Raw genomic sequence first — 24,697 nt, 5'->3', positions numbered from 1 at the left:
TCTACGATTAATACCTCTTAAAGATATTTGTCTAATACATTACAAATTGCTTCATTAGTATTATTTATAACTTCTATATTAGGGTTCTTTAAAAAAGATTGATACTCTACATTAGCATTTGAGACGAAATAACCATGAGAAGCATTATTTAACATATGTATATCATTATGATCATTGCCGAATGCGATATAATCCGCATCAGCACCTAATATGTACTGAATCGTCGTATGTTTATCTATACCTTGAGCAGTAACGTCAATATATGACTCATTGTAATGCTGTATAAGCTCAACTCCAATGGATTCAGTTTCTAAAGTATTAGCAATAGTATCAAATTCTTCAGATTTAATATTTAAAAGTATAGCCTTAATCGGATCCTTTATAGCATCCATATGTAAAGATTGTGCCGTACGATTAGGGTCTATACGCTGATATAATTCAGTATCAGCATTTAGATTTGTCGAGTAATTGAATTTATCATCAATGATATACGTTAAATTGTATTGCTTAATGATTTGTTTGATAAGCGTGATATCATGAACGTCTATTTCCGAAATGATTTCGATTTGTCCGTTTTGAGAAATAATAGCTCCATTTCCACCAATTAAAGTATAATCCGCAAATTCAGGAATTACTGGTAGCAAATCTCTTATAGGACGTGCAGATGCGAATATTACATTATTGTGAGCATTTTTGAGTTTTACAAGCCGATGTTTAATAGATTGGTCAACATGATGACCATCAAAACAAATCGTACCATCTATATCAAAAATAAAATTCATTATCGAGTCACTCCAAATTTAGTAATAATGAATTCAGTATAGCATACAAAATACATCAAAATGATTAACTATAGCTACTCATTAGATTTAAAAGTGTGAATAAATATATAGTTGCAATTTTTATTAACTAATATCATAAAGGATGAGATTTTAGAAACATATGTGTTGAGTAATGATTGTAATCTAGCTTATTAATAATGTAAGACAATAGAGAAATAAAACAAATAGTTAAACAACAAATAACGCAAGTAAGTGATATTTTATAGACAACAGGTAAGGTCCCCTGAACAAATATACATAACTTCCTATAATATATATTATGTAAACTAAAAGATTAAAAACATCCCAGCGCGCATATATACAACTGATTATTATAATTATGGTTATTATTAGTATTTTAAATGTGTGCTGAATTAATTTGAATTATTTCTTCTAACACAGCCACTAAATCTCCAAGATTATTATGCGCTATGCAATCGTACGAGCTTATTATAACTTATCGCTATAGAGTTAAGGCGTAAATATCTGCCATAAGCGTTTGTTTATATACTTAATTTGCTAAATTACAAGCCATTGTTGGATAATAATCACCATAAATTTGCTGTATTTAATTAAAACAAACTTTAATATCACTTTTTTAATTGATGTATGCCCCAAATTGCCTCTCAATCACTTGTTATAAGGTGCTTTAGATTAGATGAAATCCCCTTAGTTTACATAATGCTTTTATAATCACCTATATACTATACTTCGCTTTAAAAATATTTAGTATACTGTCGATTAAATTAACAAACTTCCAAAAAAATTTAGAAAAGATCAGTTGTATAAACTTCATTTTTAGCTTTTTATAAAAACTTCATCATTCAAATTTGTTATTCTCTCTTTATTTAAACGATTATAATAATAGCAACTCTTATAGATATAAAAACTTTATTTAAAATTAATCTAAGAGCATTATTGTGCAATAAAAATAATATGCTATTATTAAATGTGTAGGGAACAACATGATTTCGACAACTAAGATTTATATTCTACCTACACTAACCAGTTAGAGTTTTCCAACCCTTCTCTAATATGGTAAAAGAGCATATTGGCTCTACCCCAATATGCTCTCAAATATAGATATTTATTTTTTAACCTTACTACGTATACGATCTAATGTCGTGAATAACCAATATTTCACTTTATTAATTGGTTTATAAAAATCGCCAATTAATTCTTCAATTTGAACATTAAATCCTCTCTTAAAGCGATAAACACCATAATCTTCACTATCTTTAGTAAAGTCACCAGATAAACCATAAAAGTTATATCTTGCGTAACCATTATCGAAGCAATAATTTATCATATGCCAATGCATTGCATAAGGTCCCATATATTGGTTGAACTTTTCTGAAGAACCTCCTGAGAAATAATTGACTTCATATGCATTAGCGAAGTATACACCTGCTGCTAAGTTTAGAATGGATCCTTCAGTTTGACGAATCTCACTAGCATTTAGTAATTCTTTTTTGTCATGCTCAATTTGTTTATCTAATTCGGCAATTTTTCTTAATTGCTTATCATTTTTATTTTCTTTAGCCATCATATCATCACGACGATTCTCTTTATCATTTAAAGAATGTTGAACTTTTTCTATGTATTCATCTAAGTCTATATAGGCCAATGGTAAAAGAACTTTATCGCCATAGTGATCAATGAAGTTATAGAAATATTGATCTGTTTTAGATACAAAGCCTGTTCTAGCTTCAGTTTCGCGATATAAATCTAAGAATTTATCAAATTCATCTCTCTCAAGAAATCTTACTTTAATTCCATAGTTTATCGCTTTATTAATATTTCTTTTACGTTGACTATCAAATTCCTTTTTCAGTGAAGAAGGTGTCTTACCTTCTAAATCTAAAACGCCCATCCATCTTACTTGGCTAGAAGTATCATATTCAGTTGTGAAACCATGGTGGTCATAACCATGTGATTTAAAGAGGTTAACTAAAGCATCGTTCTTCTCAGTTAAAGGATTGATATCTTTATCATGAACTTGATATATCCAATAAGGATCTAATTTTACGTATAAACATTGATGTTGGTGTAGATAATTTTCCAATTCTCTTAAATAAAAATCAACTAAACCTAAATCTGAATAATCCATAACTGGACCACGATTTGAATAATATACATAACTTCCCATTGTAGGAATTTTAGAGAAAAGACTTGCTGCAATTACTCTATTGTCATCATCTTTAACACCTAATAATACAACTTGGAATCCATCTGCTTCACGCGTAGCAATATTTTCCTTCACCTGAAAATAATGGCTTTCTAATGATGGATTTTGTACAAAGTTTTCGAATTCTTTAACTGTTAACTCTGTAAATTTCATAATTAGATAATTCCCTTCCTAAAAAATCTATTTCTTTAACTTTTTAAGTGCGTTATAGATTGCATACATAGGTTTATTGATTGGTTTTATAAAATCACCTACATATTCAATAACATCAGCGTTATAGCCTTTTTTGAACTTAATTACTCCTACATCTTCAGCGTCTTCACTGAAGTCCCCACTAACTCCATAAAAATTATAACGATCAATACCATGTTCTAAAGCATAGTTTATCATTTTCCATTGAATTGCATAACTACCAGCATAATGACGATAACGATTTGAAGTACCACCGGCGTAATATACAACCTCAAAAGGATTAATGAAAAAGTATCCTGCTGAAATAGGTAATTCATTACCATGTTCTTGTTGTAAATTTTTAGCTTCATCAATTTTTTGTTGATTTGCATCTAATTGTTGTTGAAGATTATCCTTTTTGTTATAAGCTTTCTTATTGTCAGGTCTCTTCTCAATATCTTTAAGCGCTTTATTTAAATCCTTATTGAGAACATCTCTTTCATTATTAAGTTCCTCGATATATTCATCGAAATCAATATATGCTAATGGTACTAACACTCTGTCTTTGAAATGTTTGAATCTATTATAATAGAAACTATCATCTCTATCAGCGAATTCTTTCGTTTCAGTAGTATCTTCCATAAATGATCTGAAAATAGGTAATTCATCTTCGGATAGGAAACGAACTTTAACACCATTTTTTTGTACTTTCTTAGTATTTCGCTTTCTTAAACTATCCATTCCTTTAAGAATATCTTTAGATGTTTTATCTTTTAAATCTAAAACAGAATGGTATCTTACTTGTAATATAGGATGGAAGCCTTTATGAAAGCCTTCATGTTCAAATCCTAATTCTTCCATTTTATTGAAAAACCAATCATGGCCAGCATTTCCAATAATTTCACCATCATGATTTAAGTATTGGTATGGAAGATAAGGGTCAACTCTTAGATAAAGACAGTTATACTTTTTTACGTATTTACTTAGTTCATTAAAGAAAAAGTGAACAAGTTCTTTATTATCATAATCAATTACTGGCCCGCGATTTGAATAAAAATATTTAAAAATTTTCATTACAGGTACAGCAGTTAATAAACATGCAGCAATCACTTGATTGTCATTATTTTTAATTCCTACAAGATGTGAATCCGTTCCTTCAGCAACTTTAAGTTCATAATTACCTTCCATCTGAGTAAAATGGCTATAAGGCATTTGATCAGTAAAGTCACTAAATTCTTTGGCTGTTAAATTCGTAAACTTCATTATCATAACTCCTATTAATCTCTTTATAACTCTCTTTATTTAACATTAAGTATGATAGATTGTTGTTAAATATACATTATATGTAACTTTATGATTATATATGTTATCTATACTTCTAATCTTAACAAGTATACAATAGTTAAACCCAAAACTAAAATATTAACTAATTTAAAAATTGCACTAAATTGGTAATCAACTTTAGATTTGAATAATTATGTAAAAAATAATATGGACTAAACAAAGGTTTGAGCCCATATTATTTTGTAACCAGTTTTATTTTAATGCATTTACAAGTGCTTTACCAATGACTTCGCTTGATTGAGGATTTTGACCAGTAATAAACTTACGATCCTCTTCTAAATGTGAAGTAAAATCATCACTTGTAATGAAATGAGCACCTTGTTCTTCTAATTTAGATTGCGTTAAAAATGGTACTTTATCTTCCAGTCCCATTGCTTTTTCTTCACTATCAGTAAAAGCGGTTAAGCGTATACCATCAACAAGATATTTACCATTACTTGTTTTAACACCAACAAATGCACTTGGTCCGTGACAAACTGATGAAATAATTTTATCATGGTCTCTAAAATGTACTAAAATATTTGCCAATTTTTCATTATTAGCAAAATCAAAAACTGTGCCATGACCACCTGGTAAATAAATTGCTTCATACTCATCAACATCAATGTCTTCAATACTTGGTGTATGATTTAACTGCGAAGTAAATGAAGTATATTTGTTTAATAACTCATCTGAAGTGGAGTTAGGGTCTAAGTTAACCTTACCACCTTTGATTGACGCTATATCAACATCAATCCCTTCGTTTCTAAGAATATCATAAGGTTCTCCGGCTTCTTCTAACCATAAACCAGTTTCCGTACCATCAGGATACTGACTCGTACTAGTTAGAACAAATAATACTTTTTTACTCATTCACTTTCACCTCTTTAACTTGTTATAAAATTAATTTACCCTGATTAGCTATGAAATATTCAAATATAAATTTAATATAGCTATCCCCTCAAAATTAAAAAAAGGTTGGAACACCCATTTATCCCAACCTATTAACTGCCATTTTAAATTTGATCGAGTGTCTTTCTTATGCTTCTTAAAAATTGAAACATCTCACTAGGATCACTCTCAGCGAATCTTTTTACAATTTCACTGCCGATGACAACGCCATCTGCTATACGTCCAATATCTTTCACATGTTCTTGATTTCTAATACCGAATCCAGCAACCACAGGTACATCTGTGACACCTTTAATTAATTCGATTTTTCTTTTTAATTCAGGGTGAAACTGACCATTTTCTCCAGTAGTAGCATTCATCGTAACCGTGTAAATAAAACCTTCTGCCTTTTTAGCAATATTTTTAATTCTTTCCTCAGAAGTAGTCATTGCTATAAGTGAGATTAATTTAACTTTCTCATTAGGGAAATCTTTTTTAAACTTTTGGGTTAGTTCAAACGGCAAATCTGGAATGATTAAACCATATACACCTGCTTCCTCACATTTATTTAAAAATTCATTCTCCCCAAATGATGAGATAATATTATAATAGGTCATTAAAACATATTTAGAAGTTATAGTCTCTTTATTTTTAATTAGCTGTTCAAATATAAAATTAATATTCACGCCTTCTTCAACGGCTTTTGCTCCAGCGTTCATGATTGTTGAACCGTCCGCTACTGGATCTGAAAAAGGAACACCAATTTCTATAATATCAGCACCTGCTTCACTTAGTATCTTTAAGTTCTCAATAAACTTTAAATTTCCCATTATATAAGGAATAAATAACTTACTCATCTATATCACCACGACTTTCAGTATAATTTCTAATTGTTTCCATATCTTTATCCCCTCTACCAGAGACAGTAATAACAATAATTTCATCTTTTCTCATTTTTGGAGCTAACTTTTCAACATAACTAATCGCATGAGCACTTTCAATTGCAGGAATAATACCTTCAGCTCTAGAGAATCTTATTAGAGCTTCCATGGCTTCTTCATCAGAGGCATTTACATATTTCACTCTACCTATATCATTATAATATGAATGTTCCGGACCTATTCCTGGGTAATCTAGTCCTGCAGATATTGAATGGGCTAACTCTATCTGTCCATCCTCATCTTGAATAAGATACAAGATCCATGTAGAACACCAGGTTTTCCCTTTCCTATAGCTAATGCATGTTTATTTGAGTTAACTCCTTTACCTGCAGCTTCAACCCCGTAAAGTTTTACGTCATCATTAATAAATGGATGGAAGGTCCCTATCGCATTAGAACCCCCACCTACACATGCAACTATAGCCTCTGGTAAACGCCCTTCTTTTTGATTAATTTGTCTTTTTATTTCGTTTCCAATCACACTTTGGAAATCTCTAACCATTGTAGGAAAAGGATCAGGTCCTAAGGCTGAACCTAATAAATAATGTGTGTCCTCTACATGGCTTACCCAATATTTTAAAGCTCTATTGACAGCATCAGACAATGTTCCTTGTCCTTCTTCTACTGAAACAACTTTTGCGCCTAGAAGTTCCATTCTAAATACATTCAATTGTTGTCTTTTAACATCTTCTTTTCCCATAAAAACGATGAGCTCCATATCGAATAAAGCAGCTACTGTGGCACTCGCCACACCATGTTGCCCAGCACCTGTTTCAGCAACTAATTTTGTTTTTCCCATACGCTTCGCCAACAATGCTTGACCTAAAGCGTTATTAATTTTATGTGCCCCAGTATGATTTAAGTCTTCACGTTTTAAATATATTTTGGCTCCTCCTAAATCTTCGGTAAATGATTTAGCGTAAGTAAGTGGTGTTTCTCTTCCGACATAGTCTTTTAAATAATTTGCGAGCTCCTCTTGGAATGATTCATCTTGTTTAGCCTGTTGATAAGCTTTTTTGAGTTCTATGATTGCAGGCATCAGTGTTTCAGGGACATACTGGCCACCATATTCACCGAAAAACCCTAGCTCGTCAGCTTCTGTTTGTATGTTCATTTCTTTCATCTCCTTTAATTATTTTTATAATTTGCGTCATTTTTGCTAAATCTTTAATATTATCTGTCTCAATCCCACTAGCAATATCGTAACCGCTCTGACCTAATTTAAGGTATTTTAGTTTACTAATATGATTTATATCTAACCCGCCAGCTATTAAAAAACGTGATTTTCGAATATTACTAAGCACATTCCAATCATATGTATTACCTGTTCCACCATAATTTTGAGATGGCGTATCAATAATAAATAAATCAACGGTTTTCTCATATTTTTCAATATTTCTATTTAAATATTTATCAGCAGGAATTGCTTTAAAAATTTTAATCGTAGGACTTAACTTTCTAATTGCTTTTATTAATTGAATAGACTCACTTCCATGAAGTTGTATTACGTTGATATTAGTTTCATTGAAGACTTGCTTAACTAAGTCTAATGTTGGATTTACCAAGACTACCACGCGATAAATATGGTCTGGAACTCGTTTGGACAGTAATTTTAATTGATTCATACTCACGTGTCGTTTACTTCTAGGAAAATGGATAAACCCTATTGCATCAACATTTAGATTTTTAACCTTTTCGATATCTTCTTCACTTTTAAACCCGCAAAATTTTAAAATCATTGATGAATCTTCTCCATTTTTAAGCTTGGTAAAAATTGACTTAAGTCGTTGCATTTCATTAATGATTCACCCACTAGTAGGCCATCTATACCTGACTGTAAAATGTGCTCAACATCATGAGTACTATGAATACCGCTTTCTGAAATATAATGAAATCTTTTCTTTTTAAATTTTAAAATTTGGTTCGTATGTTCCACGTTAGTAACAAACCGTTTCAAATCTCGATTATTAACTCCAATTATTTTTGGCGATAATTGATGTGCTCTATTTAATTCATTTCTATCATGAACCTCAACTAAAACTTCTAAGTTAAGTTCTGTTGCATAATCATATAAAGTTTTTAACTCTTTGTCTGTGAGAATGTTAACAATAAGCAAAACAATAGAAGCACCTGCTTTTTTAGCTACGTCAATTTGAATTTTATCTACTATAAAATCTTTACACAGTACTGGTAAAGATGTTTCGACGGTGAGTTCACTCAATCTTTCGAAACTACCACCAAAGTATTTTTCATCTGTTAAGATTGAAATTGCATTTGCACCATATAATTCATATTCTTTTACTTGATCTATTAAGTTTCTATGAGGTAATTGTTTTAGCGTTGGACTTTTAGACTTTATTTCTGCAATAACCGATAACTTTTTTTCATTTTTCAATGCATTTATTAATTTCTTCTTATTAGAAACATCAACATATTCTAATTCTTCTAATTTTTGTTGATAATATCCTTCTTTAAGTAGTGACTTTTTATAATTAACTATTTCATTAAGTATCGTCATCACTACACCCCCATCTTTAAATACTGTTTCATAGCCTGACCACTGTCTATAAGATGACGTACTAGTTTAATACCTGAGTGAATATCTTTTGCTTTTTCAGCCACGTATAAAGCAATTGCTGCATTGAGTATAACGACATCTCTTTTACTCGATTGATCGTTTCCATTTAATATATTTATGGCTATATTTTTATTTTCTTCAGGTGTTCCCCCTTTGAGCACATCATTGTCAGCAACAGCTAAATCATAATCTTTAGCATTAATTATATATTGTTTGATTGGCTTATTTTGGTTAATTTCATAAATGATATTGTCTCCCGATAGCGTTGCCTCATCCATACCATTTGCACCATGAACGACAATAGCTCTCTTCCTACCTAAATCTTTGATAGTTTGAGCAATCTTACCTAGTTGTGTAACATCATAGACACCCATCACTTGATAAGTAAGTTTGAATGGGTTGATAAGAGGCCCTACTAAATTAAATATTGTAGGAGACTTTATCTGCTTCCTAATGGGTTGGATGTATTTCATAATTGGATAAGAATCAGTGGCACTAATGAAAGAGAGACCTTTTGTATCTAATTGTTTTATCACACTAGCTACTTCACTTGTTTGAATCCCCATTGCTTGAAGAACATCAGTACTACCTGAATACGATGTGATACTTTTATTGCCATGTTTAACTACCGGTACGCCGGCACTTGCTACTATGAATGCTAATGTTGTTGATATATTGAAACTGTTTGAACCATCTCCTCCAGTACCACAAACGCACATCGCTCCTTCATAATAGGGTTGAACTGGATACATTGTGCTTATAAGATGTTTAACTAAATAGGTTAGTTCAATTTGTTGCATTTCCTTTTTAGTGTAAGACTTTAATAACTTAAGTTTATTGTCTTCCTTCACATTTGGATTAAGAAGAGTATCGATAAATTCCTTCATATGTTCTTCCGTTAACTGTCTATTATCTTCAATATCTTTTAATAATTTCATTTTTTAACTACCTTTCATTGCTAGTCTTACAAAGTTGTTAATTATTTTTTCTCCATGTTCTGTTGCAAAGGATTCAGGATGATATTGGATTCCATAATGTTTTTTGTATTTATGTTGAAATGACTGTATGCAATCTATCGTTTGACCAGTAATTTCTAAAGCGGATGGAAATGTTTTAGGATTACTTATTAATGAGTGATATCGCATTATTTTAAAATGATTAGGTAAACCTTGGTACAAAGGTGTTGATTTCACTATTTCTAAATCATCCACTTTACCATGCATAATTTTTAGTCCTTGAATAACTTCTCCACCGTAATAACAAGTCAATGCTTGTGATCCTAGGCAGACACCTAATATCGGTTTGTTTTCGAAATATTCAATTAATTTAATCAATAAATTATTATCTAATGGATGCCCTGGACCTGGAGAAATAATAACTGCTGAGATATTTTTAAGTTCATAAATTTCACTGTCATCGGGAAATTTAACAATCACATCTGCTTGTTTTGATACTATATCTACGAGATTATAGGTAAAAGAATCATAGTTATCTATAATTAAAATCATGGAGTCACCTCCAGTAAACTCTTTGCTTTCAGTTTAGTTTCTTCGAGTTCTTTCTCAGGTATGGAATCATAAACTACACCACAACCTGCTTCAATGTTTACTTGTTTGTCGTCTATGAGCATAGTACGTATAGCAAGCGCGAAATCTAAATTATGATTACAATTGATGTAGCCAACTCCCCCACTATAAATCCCTCGTTTAAACGGATAAGCTTCATAAATCCTTTGAATGGCCCTTAATTTTGGTGCCCCCGATACTGTACCTGTGGGTAATAAACTTGCAATGACACTCATTGGAGATAAATTCTCCTTTAATTCACCTACGACTTCACTCACTATGTGCATGACATGTTCATATTTCTCAATTTCCATTAACTTTGTGATTTTAGAAGTTCCTACTTTACTAATTCTATGAATATCATTTCTACCTAAATCTACAAGCATACTATGTTCACTTATCTCTTTTTCGTCCTTAAGTAAAGCGTGACTATTTTTCTTATCTTCATCTTTATTAGCACCTCGTTTAGTAGTTCCAGCTATTGGATTGGTATAAACCAATCCATCTTTAACTCTAACGAAACTTTCAGGTGAACTGCCTACGACTATAGGAATATCTTTATTCATATAATACATATATGGACTAGGATTTTGTCTCTTTAATTTTTGATAAAGTTGAAAACTTAATTGATGCAAATGAGTTACAAAGTTATGCTTGTAATAATAAATTCTTGAAGGCACAACTTGGAACATATCCCCTTCTGCGATTTTCTTTTTTAATTCTGTTATTATTTTTAAAAATTCTTGTTCTCCTATATTTGTCTCAATTTGTCGTTCAGGTTGTTTCAACTTTATTCTTTCATGAGCTAAATTGATGTTTTTTAAATCATCAATTCTTTGTTTAACTTTTGCTTCCAACTGAGATTTAGAAGTATTTGAGAATAAATTTGTTGAAATCACATACAACTCATCTTTATAGTGATCAAAAACATAAGTATCTTCTACCAGATAAAATTTAACGTCATGATCCCGATGATCATCTAATTCAATTTCTTGAAGTTTAGGAAACTCATTCCTTACAAGATCAAAACTACACGTCCCTATAAAACCTGAAATAAAAGGTAAATGCTTCAATTGATCATCTGCAATATTCGCGTAGTACTGATTGACTAAACTTTTTAAATAATCATACGGATGTTCATTCACCACTTTTATTTTTTCTCTTGTATTAATAATTAATTGATTATTATCAAGAGTAACTGAACCATAGTCTTCTAAGACAACGATGGAGTATCTTCCTTTTAATTTATCTTGATTTGTACTTTCAAATATAATTTTTGCTTCTCCTAATTGTGCTAAAGCTTCTGGCGTCATTAGCGCATTTAACTTTTTATAAACTACATCCATATTTCTTCTCCTTTCCATTAAAAAATCAGCCTCCTTATGAAAAAGGACGCTGACGCGTGGTACCACCTTAATTAGCCGAATATTCGTAATATTCAAAACTCACTCTTTGTATTTATTTTTTATTTCACAAAACCCAATTTCTTCAAAGTAGGTGTTAGTTTACATCAACCACTAACTTTCTGTTGCTACCTATTCTTTAAATACTACATTTTGCTTAAAAAACACCACAATAACGCTTATCTCGCAATAAGGACGCGTTACCGTGGTGCCACCTTAGTTAACAATTTTATTTGTTCACTTTTAAATTATTTAATTGTAATTTGAAAGCCCAATTCGTTTATTGCATTGTGCTAATTTACATCAACCATTAGCTTTCTTAGTGCTACAACATGCAGTAACTACTTATTCATTCAAATTGTCTGATTTTTCTAATTATTCAGTATCATACATATTAATGTTAACTTTGTCAATATAAACTTGTTTTTTTTATTCATTGATTGGCGACAAACAATAAGCATAAAGTAATTCTTGAGTGGCATTAATCGAATCTAAGTGTGTTCTCTCCATTGCATGTGAGGATTCAATACCTGCTCCGAATAAACCATGACGAATATCAGATCCTGCTTTTAGAGCTGCTGAAGCATCTGAACTATAATATGGATAAATATCTACTTTGTATGGTATGTCATTAATTTTACAAAGGTTAATTAGATGATTTTTTAGTGCTTTATGGTATGGACCAGATCCATCTTTTGCGCAAATTGAAACAGTATATTCATTTGAAGATTGACCATCTCCTAGCGCTCCCATATCTAAAGCTATAAATTCGACAATATCTTCTGAAATGCTTGAATTTGCACCATACCCTATTTCTTCATTGTTAGAAATATAAAATTGTGTTGTATGTGGTAATTTTGTACCTTCGTTTTTGAGCTTTTTCAAAAGTTCTAGAATCATTCCGACACTCGCTTTATCATCTAGATGTCTAGACTTAATAAATCCTGATTGAGTGATAACTGTTCTAGGATCAAATGATATGAAATCACCTACTTCTATGCCTAAATCTTTTGTTTCTTGAGCATTATGAGTTATTTCATCAATTCTTACTTCCATATGCTCTTTATCTCTTGGAATATTGTGGTTATCTTTGTAAACATGTACGCTCGTTTCATGTAGACAAATTGTTCCTGAAAATGTTTGACCGTTTTGGGTTTGAATTTCACAATACTCACCTTCTATAGCATTAAAGTGAAATCCACCTATTAAGTCTAAAGTTAATCTGCCATTTTCTTTAATCTCTTTAACCATTGCCCCTAATGTATCAACATGTGCTGTTATACACCGCTGTTTATTTTCATTTGTACCATCAACAGTAATAAGGAGTCCGCCTTTATTAGTAACTTTTGTATGATAACCTAGATCTTCAACATAGTTTTTGACATAATTAATCGCTTCGTCAGCATTACCAGATGGGCTATTGATTTCAGTTAATGTTTTTATAGTTTCTAAAATTCCGCTCATATTATCCCCCTTTTTTCTTAAATCACTTTTTATTTTAAACTAAACCACCTTTATACTCTAACAATTATAGATTACTATTTTAGAGTATTGCTTACTTTTCTTCTCTCATTTACAATAATACTATTCTGAAAATTTCGAAATAAGGTGATTGTTTATGCAACACATATTATTTGTTGGCCTTGGTCTTATTGGTGGTAGTTTAGCTAGTAATTTAAAATATTATAATTCCGACGTACAAATTATGGCTTTTGACGCTAATGAAACACAGTTAGATAAAGCATTGTCCATTGGTATTATTGATAAAAAAATAACTGATTACAAAACCGCAGTTGAAAAAGCTGATGTCATTGTTTATGCAACGCCTGTAGAACAAACAATTAAGTATTTATCAGAACTTCCCAATTATAAAACCAAGCCTCATTTGATAGTGACCAATACCGGAAGCACTAAATCTACTATTCAAACTTTTGAACAACAACTACTAGATAACAATATTCATTTAGTCGGTGGTCATCCTATGGCAGGAAGTCATAAATCTGGAGTATTAAACTCTAAAAAGCATTTATTTGAAAACGCCTATTACATTCTTGTATTTAATGAAAAAGAAAATCAAGAAGCAGCTAAATATTTACAAAATTTATTCAAGCATACTTTAGCTAAGTTTATTACAACGAATGCTGATGAACATGATTTTGTAACTGGTGTAGTTAGTCATGTCCCTCATATTATCGCATCTAGCTTAGTACACTTGAGTGCCAATCATATAAATCACCATGAATTAGTAGAAAAATTAGCTGCTGGAGGTTTTAGAGATATTACGCGAATTGCCAGTAGTAATGCTCAAATGTGGAAAGATATCACTTTAAATAACCAAACGCATATTTTGTCTTTGTTAAATGAACTAAAAAATCAAATTACAGCATTTGAAAAGATGATAAATTCTAACAATGATGAAAACATTTACGAGTTCTTTGCTAAAGCTAAAAATTATCGTGATCGCCTACCCGCTAAACAACGAGGTGCCCTATCTGTGGCGTATGATCTATATGTAGACATTCCGGATAAACCGGGTATGATAAGCAAAGTTACACATATCTTAAGTTTACATAACATTTCTATAAGCAACCTTAAAATTTTAGAAGTCCGTGAAGATATCTATGGCGCATTGCAAATAAGCTTTAAAAATCCTGAAGATCGAGAACGTGGTATCAAAGCTTTAAAAAATTTCGATACCTATATTGAATAATATAAGTCCCCTAAAGTGTGATGAATAACATATCAATCATCGCTTTAGGGGATTATTTCTAAATTTTTAACGTTAATCACCTACATTTTGTGGCCAGCCATAAGTCCTAATCGACCATGCTTAGTCCCTGCTTCAGTATAAGATGTCGCTTTAGAAACGATACCTCTACCATATTTTAGGTGTAAATGGTCAATTGTTTTAGCTAGTTTTTCATCTCGTTTACGCTCATACTCATCAATAAATAAATTTAACTGTCGATCTTGTTCATCTACAAACTGTGTTAAAGATACACTTAGCGTCCTATACAAAGCATTTTTATCACATAATCGATTCGCAAAATAATTAATCACTTTAAAAATATCTCTTTCTAAATTTGTAGGATCTTCTAAAGTATACTGCTTGTGTACACCTCCATCATCGGCATAACCAAATGAAAAATGTATCGTACGCGCTAATTTTTTCTGTGCTCTTAATCTACTTGCTACATCTTCAATGAGTTCTTGCATGACTACTTTTGATTCCTCAAATCGATAATCTCTCATCAAAATTTGACTTTTACATATTGAAGGATTTGTTACTTTGTATTTTTCTCTTACTTTACTTTGATCAATACCGTTAGCATGTAAATGCATATCTACGCCTAAAATACCAAAATCTCTCTTTAAATAGCGATAAGGATATTGTGCTAAATCGCCAATTGTAAATATCCCTCTCTTATTTAATTTCGCTTCAGTACGTTTATTAATACCCCAGAAATCTCTTAACGGTTGAATAGGCCATAACTTATCAGGTATATCTTGATAACGCCATTCTGCAATTCCATCTTCTGTATGCTTTGCTTCTATATCCATTGCTATTTTGCTTAATAACATATTAGAACCTATACCAACAGTGCAATGGATACCTGTCTCTTCCAGTATCTCTTTTTTTAATCGTTCGCAAAACGCATAAACTGTAGAACTAAACCTATGATAACTATCTGTGACATCCATAAAAAATTCATCAATACTATATTGATGTAAGTCTTCAGGTGGTACATAACGTAGTGCAATTTTTGAAATAGCAACAGAAACATTTAAATACTTTCTCATACTTGGGTTAATGATATAAATATCATTTCGATGTGGTATTTCAAACAATCTAGATCCCGTTTTTATACCTATTTCTTTCAATTTCGGTGTAGCAGCCAACACTACTGACCCCTGCCTTTTCGTATCAGCTACTACTGCTAACTTGGTTTCTAAAGGATCCAAGCCCTTCTCCATACATGACACACTCGCAAAAAAGCTCTTCTGATCAATGCATAATACATCTCTATCCTCTAATAGATTATAGTCATACATAACTATGCCTCCCTTACGAAATCTATTATATACGAACACGTGTTCTTATTCAATGCAAACAAGAACGAATGTTCTATTTAATTTAAATCTCTATCGTTAATTTCGTGATATACTAAAGAAGACATTTCTAATTAATTAAGGAGGATGCATGATATGCCAATCGTAAATGTAAAGTTATTAGAAGGACGTACAGATGATCAATTAAAAGATTTAGTGAATGAGGTTACAGATGCAGTAGAAAAAACTACTGGAGCAAACAAAGAGGCCATCCACGTCGTAATCGAAGAAATGAAAAAGAGCCATTACGCCGTTGGTGGAGTAAGAAAATCAGATCAATAAAACGCAAAATCCCTGAAATGAAAGCTATTTACCATAGAAGCTATCATCTCAGGGATTCAATTATTTTATCACTTATTTTTTCTAATCATCTTAGTTTTAATCATCGAAAAAGTCTTGAATTGTTTTTTTATTTTTTTCTTTATCAATTTGAAGCGCACTACCATCATTATTAGTATTAATATCTTGATACGTGTTTTTAACAGGTACAGTTAGTGATTTAACATCTTTATCACCACGAATACCAAAGCTTAATCCAGTTTGGAAAATAGCTGAATTAGGCATATCAGTATTAACGTATCCTCTTAAAATACCTGCAACTTTCGGAAGTTTTGCAACGGTATTAAAATTTACTAACTCTTGTTTTAAAGTTTGCATAACTTGTTGTTGACGGCGAACACGCCCGAAATCTCCTTCAGCATCGTGACGGAATCTCGCATAACCTAATAGCTCTTTACCATTTAATCTATGATGACCTTTTTTCAATGAAACACCTATATTTTCAGACATGTCCTTCTCTACGTCTATAGGTACACCATTAGGTTCAAGTTCATCAACCATTTTCTCAAATCCAGTGAAATCTACTACCGCATAATATTCAGGATTGATACCTAAATTTTTATTAAGTGTCTTTCTTAGTAACTCAGGTCCACCAAGTGAATAAGCTGCATTAATTTTGTATTTATCATAACCAGGGATATCTGCGTAAATATCTCTCATTACAGACATCATTTTCATTTTTTTATTAATATAGTCGTATTGTACAACCATAATTGAGTCTGTACGAGATTTACCGCTTTGAGCTTTATCTGCTCCAAGTACTAATACAGATATTTTGCCATCATTTTTAACGGCTCCATTAAATTGATGCATCTTTACATCTTTAGCATGCTCTTTCGCATACTTCATACCACTATTATATTGATGAGTGATATAGACAATTATTGAAATAAGAATGATGAGAATGATTAAAATGATAAAAGGTAATTTGCGTAGTCTTTTTTTATTTCGTCGCCTAGAAGGTGTCGATGTTGTGCCAGTGTGACGTCGATACTCTGTTTCTCTATGTTCCTTCTGTTCTGTCATATTTACCTACCTTATATCTTCAAAATTACATATCTATATACTATAATTAATATGTATTAACGTTATATAAAAAGTATTCAAATTGCAAGAGTTTTTTTAATAAATGGTACTAAGGTCCAATGAAAGGATGTCATGAATGAATATTAATACGGCATACTTTGCCGGTGGTTGTTTTTGGTGTATGACCAAACCTTTTGATACATTTGACGGTATCGAAAAAGTAACTTCTGGTTACATGGGTGGACATACAGAGAATCCAACGTATGAAGATGTTAAAAGTGGTAACACTGGTCATTATGAAACAGTAAAAATTGAATATGATGTAGCACTTTTTTCATATCATAAACTATTGGAAATATTTTTTTCAGTAATCGACCCACTAGATGAAGATGGACAGTTTCAAGATAGAGGTTCCCAATATCAAACAGCCATTTTTTACTCTAATGAAGATCAAAAGAAATCTGCCGAATCATATATCGAAGCACTTCAAGATACTTTAAATGCAGACAAAGCAATAGCTACAAAAGTCTTACCCGCTTCAACTTTCTTTGAAGCTGAAGAATACCATCAAGATTTCTATAAAAAGAATCCCGAACGTTACGCTAAAGAACAACAAGATAGAGCGAATTATTATAAATAATGGACAAAAAATAGCGATAGTGCTGAATGTTACAATTCAGTACTATCGCTATTATTTTTATTTATGTCGAATGACTCTCATCACTTTCAACATACTTTCCCATAGAGAGCTATCTTTACGATAAACTAAAAATCTTGGTTCCCAGTTAGGACTATACTTTTCTTTATAACGTCTTAAACCTTGGAAACGATATAATCCATTAAAATGTTCAAAGACTCGCCCTGCTAAACGTTCTCTTAAATAAGAGTAATGTAAAGTACCAACATTAGAGAGGGTGGCCATTCCCATGTTAAAGGCTTTATATTCTTTTTCCTGACCCCATAACAACATGTGTAAATACAGTCCATCCATTAAAGGTAGATCGAGCTCTGGTAACCATCGAATTAAATCGACAGAAATTGCATCATTAAAGTGCGTAGGCATTAAACTACAGAATGCAATCATCTTACCATGTTCATCTCTCATTACACCTATAGGCGCTTTAGAAAGATATGGTTGTGTAAATTGACCTACAGAGAAGTGCATTTCATTTCTACCATCTAACCATCTATCACTAACATATTTGAGTTCGTTAAAGAAATCTTGTGAAAATGGTGGTTCAATAATTTCAAAAGAAATATTTAAATCATTAAATTTATTGAGTGTAGCTCTAAAGCCACGACGCTTTTTACCTGAGGTAGTGAATGATGTTAAATCAATAATAGCTTCCTCACCTAGTTTGAAAAATTGATTCCCGAAATGATGATATAAAGGCATATAATTATCACTAACTTGATAGAAAATAATGTCGTAACCTCTATATTCTGCATATTGATAAAATGATTCTAACAATGATTCAAACGTATTTGCATCGCCTATAGGATCTCCTAATACAACTAAGGCATTAGATTTATAACGATACATGAGGAATGATTTTTCATTTTCATGGATAAAACAATCTTTATCACCACTATAAACAAGATGGCTCAAGTAATTACCACCATATTCATGAATAATAGCTTCACATATTGATAAATCTGTAATTTGATGAGGACGGTCAAATTTGTAATCAAATAACCATGCAATGAGACCAACCAGAATAATCACAATTAAAATAGTAACCCAGAAGTAATATCTTAATAATGATGTATCTACTTCAATGTGATAAATATCTAATGCGTATAATGTTTCCGCAATTAAAATATGATTTAGATATAAAACAATCACGCTGAGTATAAGCATGAGAACTAATTTTCTAAAACGGAACGGACGCTTAAGCACTTGAGCACGACGATAAGCTAAAACTAATAAAATAAACATGACTACAAGCCAAGTTAATAATAAGAAAGATGCGTAAGTATAAATTGTAGCTCCCGCAATTAAAATAATAGAAATCATCGCATAAATAATCGCACGACGACTCTGTTTAAAAATACCTCTCACATTCAAAATTAATAATAAACAAGCACTAGTATGGATAGATAAAGTTAAATAATAAGCAAAGTGATTTCCATCATATAGTCCATCATAAACAATCGTTAAATTATTAATGAAGAAAATGATGCTAGTTAAAAATATTAATATTGCGAGTGAAAATGAAGGTATTTTAGCTAAAATGTCTTTTTGATAGGACATCAAGAATGACGTAAAGTCCTTAGCAGGAACATAATATTTCGAATCTTCAAGATATTTTTTAGCAGTTGTTCCAAACTCAAATGTAGATAGTATGAGTGCAATAATGACTGGAACAAAGTAATATGCAAATCGATATAGAAGTAATGCTAATAATATTTTTTCTTCTGAAACATCTAAAGATTTGAGTCCTAGTAAAACAACTAAATCGAAGGCACCAAAACCACCAGGAATAAAACTAACTAATCCTGATAACGCCGCGATCACGAAGATGCCGATAAATGTCATAAATGATACATGAATACCTACGATAAGTGCTGCAAAGTAAAGAACAGTAGCTGCTGCCATCCACTCGATACAAGATACAAGTGTACAATACACACCCATATAACGATTAGATTTATCCGCTGGTTTAGCGATAGTATAAATGATAAATACAGGTAAAAATAGTGCTACAACATATAAAATCCAGCGTACCCATGTAATTTTATCCATCATATGAGAAGCGTTAAAAACGTGTAGAACAACTAATATGGACAAGAGACTAAGTCCAGTGAGCATTGAAATCAAGATAATCGAAATATAATGTACGAGTTTCTTAATATCATCTGTATAGTTTTTATAAACGAAGGCTCTGACTCCTGCACCGATAAAGCCACCAAAACCTACGATAGCATTGAGAGCATTGATAATATAACTAACTCTTAATACTTTAGTCACTGACATGTTAAGCTTTAACGATTTCACTAAAATAATGTCATATAGTGACAAAAGAATGAGCGATGCTCCCCCACCTGCAAATAATAAAACAAGCCACAATCTATTTATTTTGCCAAATTGCATCAAAGTGTCTTTAAAATTAATATGAGCTAATTCACGATACAATGTGAAAATGACAAAAATAAATAACGCTGTGGCAAAGATAAATTTCAAAATAGATAATAATTTACTTTTCACTTCTTGCGTCATTTTTTCACTTCAATTCTAATTTAAATCTATTACATGACAAAAATATATCATAAAGAAAGGTTTTATAGAATATATATTGATAGATAAGTACCTAACATTATTGTAATGCTAAAATTATTTCTCTGACTTAGACACATAATTTTAGCTCTCATTTATGGGAAATGTAAGCATAAATGAGAGCTATTTATTGAATATTAACTTAAAATAAAAAATATTCATAAAAAAATCCCCTATTTAAGGGGATTCTATAAATATTAATCTGTAATTTCTTCTTCTTGTTTAATACTATAATCTCCAGCATCTTCACCATAGTAACGATTATATCTTCGTTTAAATAGTAAGAATATATGAGATACTAGTACTTTAAGGACCGCATATAATGGAATACCAATAATTACACCCACGACATTCATTAAATTACCAGCACATAGCAAAATGAAGATAATTGTTAATGGATGTATTTTGAGTGTTTTACCCATAACGTTTGGAGAAATAAAGTGCCCTTCAAAGAACTGAACAAGTGTCCAAACGATAACTAATTTAAGTAACATCCAAGGTGATGTGATAATCGCAATTACAATAGCTGGTGAAATTGCAATCGTTGGTCCTAAGTATGGAACAACACTTGTGACTGCTGCAATACTCGCTAATACTAAAGGATATTTAAGACCGATAATTGAATATCCAATTAATAGTAATACACCTATACAGAAAGAAACGATGATTTGACCTTGAATGTAAGAACCTACTTGAACACTCATTTTTTCAAGTAAATCATGAAAATCCTTTCTAAATTTAGGTGGCATAATTTTTGTTGTATAATCTTTAAAACGATGACCATCTTTTAGCATAAAGAATAATATGAATGGCGTCGTTACTATGACAACACCAACATTTGAAACGGCTTCAGCGAAAGATGCAAGCTTAGGCCCAAATCCATCAAAGTACTCTGATAACATTGAAGGAATTTTTTTCTGAGCTGATTCTAACCAGTCATTAACTTGACTCATATAACTAGATAGGAAAGAGTTAGTAGTTATCTTCTCAATTGATTGAGTAATTTTATTTAAATAATGCGGAGAGTTTTTAATTAATCCTTCAATTTGTGAACCAATGATAGGAATAAGTAAATTAACAATTAATGTAATGATTCCCACAACTGCTACATAAATAATTGTAATACCTAACAGTCTAGGAATTCGATAACGCTCCATTAAGTTAACTAATGGATTAAATAGATAGAATAAGATTAATGAAACAATAATAGGTGCAGCAATTGTATTAAATATAATAATAAATGGTTCAAATACATAGGAAACTTTATCGAAAATAAAGATTACAATACCTAATAAAACAAGTGCAACTAAACCATATATAAGATCATTGCCACCTAAAAATCTCATAAATCTTGTTTCAGAAAAACTAAATATATGTTTTTTCTTTTCACTAGATTTATTTTCGTTTGACATCAAGATCACCATACCTCACATTTATAAATCAAATAAAATTATGATTTAAAATAATTTAGACTCATAAACAAAATATTTAAAAATACAATATTTATGATAACACAAAATGAATAAAGTTAATCATTTTTACCCAAACACAATCGAATAATAAACGTTACATATTATTCGATTTTAATTTGAGCTTCAAAATGGTGTATATGTATCGCAAGATATACAATTTCGGACTCATTGATAATCACATCAAACTGACGTTGTATCATTTTTAAAATTTTATAAGCCGTATTAAAACATTGTGGATAAAGATTTTTAACCATTAAAATAAAATTGTCTTGCGCATCCACATTTTCCCCTTTAGTTAACCTATAAATTAAAAACTGTATATGTCTAATAAAACGTTGGTATTGCGTTGTCGTTTTATCAATTTCATGATCAAGATCTGTTTCAATAATCGTCATACTTTTATTAATTAATTTATTGATAACTGATATATCATGTATTGATAAATCTTCAGAATTAGAAGCAATATGTAAAGCTATAAAACCAATTTCATCTTCAGGGAATCGAACATCTAACGTCTGATTCAATTTATCAATGACACGCTTAGCAATTTGATATGCATCACTGTATAGATGTTGCGTCTCTATTGCAAATGGGTTAGAAATAACTTGATTCTGCTTAAGTCTTTTATATGCAAAGATAATATGATCTGTAAGAGCAACAACTAAGCTTTTATCATCAGTTCGAATCGAGGTCTCAGAAATCATATTGACCGATTCGATAACAGCTTGGACAACATGGTCTTCCCCCATCTCGACCAACGTTTTATAATGTTCTTTCTGCTGTTGCTGTTCTAATTTATATACTTTCTCAATTGAAGCATTCTCATCAAGCATCATTCCCACTTTTTTATTAAAACCAATACCCTTGCCAATTAACACAACTTCATGATTATTACTTTTACATATGAGGACGTTGTTATTTAGTGTTTTCGTTATTTCGTAATTCCCCATTATAATCACCTTTCTCTTATCATTAGTAAGATTATAATTCTATTTTTTAAAAATGAAAAGCGAGTTACTAAAGTGTTGATATTTACATTCATACTAACGAATATAAATCATGTAATTTAAAAAAAGACGACTTGAGAGGCATTCTTGCGTCAAGTCGTTACTCTAACTATATTATTTATCATTACGTGGTATTTTAGCTTGAGATCCCCAAGATTCAATACCAAATAAATTAATTTCTAGATTTTCAGGTTTAAATACAGGTTTCTTACCTTCTTTACGTTGCTGTTGATAATCTTTCATTACAGCGAAAGCGATATTGGACAATCCTATAATAGATATAATATTAACTATGGCCATTAGACCCATAAATAAGTCTGCAGTACTCCAAACTGTTTCAGTTTTTGCAACTGCTCCAATGAATACTAACACAACTACTAAACATCTAAATACAAACAAAATGGCTTTGTTTTTAGATAAGAACTCAATATTTGATTGTCCGTAATAATAGTTACCTACAACTGATGAAAAAGCAAATAAAGTTATAGCCACTGTTAAGAAAATACCACCTGCTGAACCTAAATGTTCATTTAAAGCTGATTGAGTTACAGCTACACCTTGAGGTGCACTTTCACCAAATTTTAATCCAGAGTATAGAAGAATCATGATAGCTGTTGCTGTACAAACTAACATAGTATCAAAGAATACTCCTAGTGACTGTATTAAACCTTGTTTAACAGGGTGTGGGACAGCAGCAGTGGCTGCAGCATTAGGTGCTGAACCCATTCCTGCTTCATTTGAGAATAATCCACGTTTAATACCTTGAAGTATCGCTGCACCAACAGCACCACCAGTCACTTGTTGTAAACCGAAAGCACTTTTAATGATAGTACCAATCATTGGAACTATTTGATCTATATTTAATAACAAGATAACTAAAACCATTCCTATGTAAATGATTGCCATAATAGGTACTATAAGTGAGGATAATGTTGCGATGCTTCTTACGCCACCAAAAATAATAATTGCAGTAATTACAGCTAATATAATACCAGTGATAACTGGGCTAACATGATATTGTGTGTTTAATGACTCTGCAATTGTATTAGATTGAACAGTATTAAATACAAATGCAAATGTGATGGTGATTAATGTTGCGAATACGATACCTAACCATTTCTGGTTGAGACCCTTAGTAATATAGTATGCTGGCCCCCCACGGAAACCACCTTCTTTATCATGCACTTTATATACTTGAGCTAATGTTGCTTCCATAAATGCACTAGCCGCACCAATAAAAGCTATAATCCACATCCAAAATACTGCACCAGGTCCACCTAATACAATAGCTGTAGCTACTCCGGCAATATTACCAGTACCTACACGAGATCCAGCACTAATAGCAAATGCTTGGAAAGGCGAAATACCTTTTTTACCACTACTTAGCGTTTCAGGTTTCTCAGTGAGCGCTCTAAACATTTCAGGTAACATTCTTAATTGAACAAATTTAGAACTTATAGTAAAGAAAAAGCCTGCAGTTAATAAAAGTCCAATTAGATATTGCGACCAAATCAAATCATTCCCGACCTGAACAAAAGATTTAAACCAGCCAGGAATCAAATTATCGAAATCTTGCAAATTGAATC

At 31.3% G+C, this 24,697-nt stretch carries 20 protein-coding genes and 1 pseudogene; 3 read left to right on the top strand and 18 right to left on the bottom strand.

From position 1 onward, the window contains the following. Positions 1-17 precede the first annotated feature (17 nt). The 12 genes and pseudogenes from AC3WQX_RS04115 to AC3WQX_RS04060 form a co-directional block, all read right to left on the bottom strand. Positions 18-782, bottom strand: a complete 765-nt coding sequence (locus AC3WQX_RS04115) for an HAD-IIB family hydrolase (RefSeq protein ID WP_023350304.1) — start codon at positions 780-782, stop codon at positions 18-20. Between the two features lie 1,126 nt (positions 783-1,908). Then, on the bottom strand, positions 1,909-3,162 hold the full coding sequence (locus tag AC3WQX_RS04110) for an aminoacyltransferase (RefSeq protein WP_023350305.1): 1,254 nt from the start codon (positions 3,160-3,162) through the stop codon (positions 1,909-1,911). A gap of 27 nt (positions 3,163-3,189) precedes the next feature. After that, on the bottom strand, positions 3,190-4,443 hold the full coding sequence (locus AC3WQX_RS04105; RefSeq protein WP_023350306.1) for an aminoacyltransferase: 1,254 nt from the start codon (positions 4,441-4,443) through the stop codon (positions 3,190-3,192). A 273-nt stretch (positions 4,444-4,716) separates the two neighbouring features. Then, positions 4,717-5,376: a type 1 glutamine amidotransferase domain-containing protein gene (locus AC3WQX_RS04100; protein WP_002433580.1), complete on the bottom strand. Its 660-nt coding sequence runs from the start codon at positions 5,374-5,376 to the stop codon at positions 4,717-4,719. A gap of 143 nt (positions 5,377-5,519) precedes the next feature. Continuing rightward, a complete protein-coding gene (gene trpA, locus AC3WQX_RS04095; protein WP_023350307.1) occupies positions 5,520-6,251 on the bottom strand; it encodes a tryptophan synthase subunit alpha in 732 nt (243 codons plus the stop codon). Beyond that, positions 6,244-7,448 (bottom strand): annotated as a pseudogene (gene trpB / locus AC3WQX_RS04090) (tryptophan synthase subunit beta). The gene trpA and the pseudogene trpB overlap by 8 nt, the downstream one beginning before the upstream one ends. Beyond that, positions 7,426-8,073 carry a phosphoribosylanthranilate isomerase gene (locus AC3WQX_RS04085; protein WP_023350308.1) on the bottom strand — a complete coding sequence of 216 codons (648 nt, stop codon included), beginning with the start codon at positions 8,071-8,073 and terminating at the stop codon, positions 7,426-7,428. The pseudogene trpB and the gene AC3WQX_RS04085 overlap by 23 nt, the downstream one beginning before the upstream one ends. Continuing rightward, positions 8,070-8,852, bottom strand: a complete 783-nt coding sequence (gene trpC / locus AC3WQX_RS04080) for an indole-3-glycerol phosphate synthase TrpC (protein WP_492739841.1) — start codon at positions 8,850-8,852, stop codon at positions 8,070-8,072. Before trpC ends, AC3WQX_RS04085 begins: the two co-directional genes overlap by 4 nt. 2 nt (positions 8,853-8,854) lie before the next feature. After that, on the bottom strand, positions 8,855-9,850 hold the full coding sequence (gene trpD / locus AC3WQX_RS04075) for an anthranilate phosphoribosyltransferase (protein ID WP_492739840.1): 996 nt from the start codon (positions 9,848-9,850) through the stop codon (positions 8,855-8,857). A 3-nt stretch (positions 9,851-9,853) separates the two neighbouring features. Then, positions 9,854-10,420, bottom strand: coding sequence for an anthranilate synthase component II (locus tag AC3WQX_RS04070; RefSeq protein ID WP_030062722.1), 567 nt, complete (start codon positions 10,418-10,420; stop codon positions 9,854-9,856). Further along, positions 10,417-11,823, bottom strand: coding sequence for an anthranilate synthase component I (locus AC3WQX_RS04065; RefSeq protein ID WP_023350312.1), 1,407 nt, complete (start codon positions 11,821-11,823; stop codon positions 10,417-10,419). Before AC3WQX_RS04065 ends, AC3WQX_RS04070 begins: the two co-directional genes overlap by 4 nt. Positions 11,824-12,309: 486 nt before the next feature. Next, complete coding sequence (locus AC3WQX_RS04060) at positions 12,310-13,344, bottom strand: M42 family metallopeptidase (RefSeq protein ID WP_492739838.1); 1,035 nt, start codon at positions 13,342-13,344, stop codon at positions 12,310-12,312. Between the two features lie 154 nt (positions 13,345-13,498). On the opposite strand from AC3WQX_RS04060, the gene AC3WQX_RS04055 reads away from it, so the two are divergent. After that, positions 13,499-14,590, top strand: coding sequence for a prephenate dehydrogenase (locus AC3WQX_RS04055; RefSeq protein ID WP_492739837.1), 1,092 nt, complete (start codon positions 13,499-13,501; stop codon positions 14,588-14,590). A gap of 80 nt (positions 14,591-14,670) precedes the next feature. Here the strand turns inward: AC3WQX_RS04055 and AC3WQX_RS04050 are convergent, their stop codons facing one another. Then, on the bottom strand, positions 14,671-15,933 hold the full coding sequence (locus AC3WQX_RS04050) for a Y-family DNA polymerase (protein ID WP_023350315.1): 1,263 nt from the start codon (positions 15,931-15,933) through the stop codon (positions 14,671-14,673). Positions 15,934-16,086: 153 nt separating this feature from the next. On the opposite strand from AC3WQX_RS04050, the gene thmT reads away from it, so the two are divergent. Continuing rightward, entirely contained in the window at positions 16,087-16,272 is a 186-nt protein-coding gene (gene thmT / locus AC3WQX_RS04045) for a 2-hydroxymuconate tautomerase (protein ID WP_023350316.1), read from the top strand. A gap of 96 nt (positions 16,273-16,368) precedes the next feature. On the opposite strand, the gene AC3WQX_RS04040 is transcribed toward thmT, so the two are convergent. After that, complete coding sequence (locus tag AC3WQX_RS04040; protein ID WP_023350317.1) at positions 16,369-17,355, bottom strand: LCP family protein; 987 nt, start codon at positions 17,353-17,355, stop codon at positions 16,369-16,371. 136 nt (positions 17,356-17,491) lie between these two features. Between AC3WQX_RS04040 and msrA the strand changes: the two genes are divergently transcribed. Further along, positions 17,492-17,995, top strand: a complete 504-nt coding sequence (gene msrA / locus AC3WQX_RS04035; protein WP_023350318.1) for a peptide-methionine (S)-S-oxide reductase MsrA — start codon at positions 17,492-17,494, stop codon at positions 17,993-17,995. A 57-nt stretch (positions 17,996-18,052) separates the two neighbouring features. On the opposite strand, the gene mprF is transcribed toward msrA, so the two are convergent. The 4 genes from mprF to alsT form a co-directional block, all read right to left on the bottom strand. Continuing rightward, a complete protein-coding gene (gene mprF / locus AC3WQX_RS04030; RefSeq protein WP_492739835.1) occupies positions 18,053-20,575 on the bottom strand; it encodes a bifunctional lysylphosphatidylglycerol flippase/synthetase MprF in 2,523 nt (840 codons plus the stop codon). Positions 20,576-20,829: 254 nt separating this feature from the next. Then, on the bottom strand, positions 20,830-22,044 hold the full coding sequence (locus AC3WQX_RS04025) for an AI-2E family transporter (RefSeq protein WP_002433701.1): 1,215 nt from the start codon (positions 22,042-22,044) through the stop codon (positions 20,830-20,832). 161 nt (positions 22,045-22,205) lie between these two features. After that, positions 22,206-23,054, bottom strand: a complete 849-nt coding sequence (gene glcT, locus AC3WQX_RS04020) for a glucose PTS transporter transcription antiterminator GlcT (RefSeq protein WP_002433564.1) — start codon at positions 23,052-23,054, stop codon at positions 22,206-22,208. Positions 23,055-23,225: 171 nt separating this feature from the next. Then, positions 23,226-24,689: a glutamine transporter AlsT gene (alsT, locus tag AC3WQX_RS04015; protein ID WP_023350321.1), complete on the bottom strand. Its 1,464-nt coding sequence runs from the start codon at positions 24,687-24,689 to the stop codon at positions 23,226-23,228. Between the last annotated feature and the right edge of the window lie 8 nt (positions 24,690-24,697).

The sequence above is a fragment of the Staphylococcus sp. FW104-15G4D genome (assembly GCF_058790135.1).
This window is presented reverse-complemented; position numbering and strand designations above follow the sequence as displayed.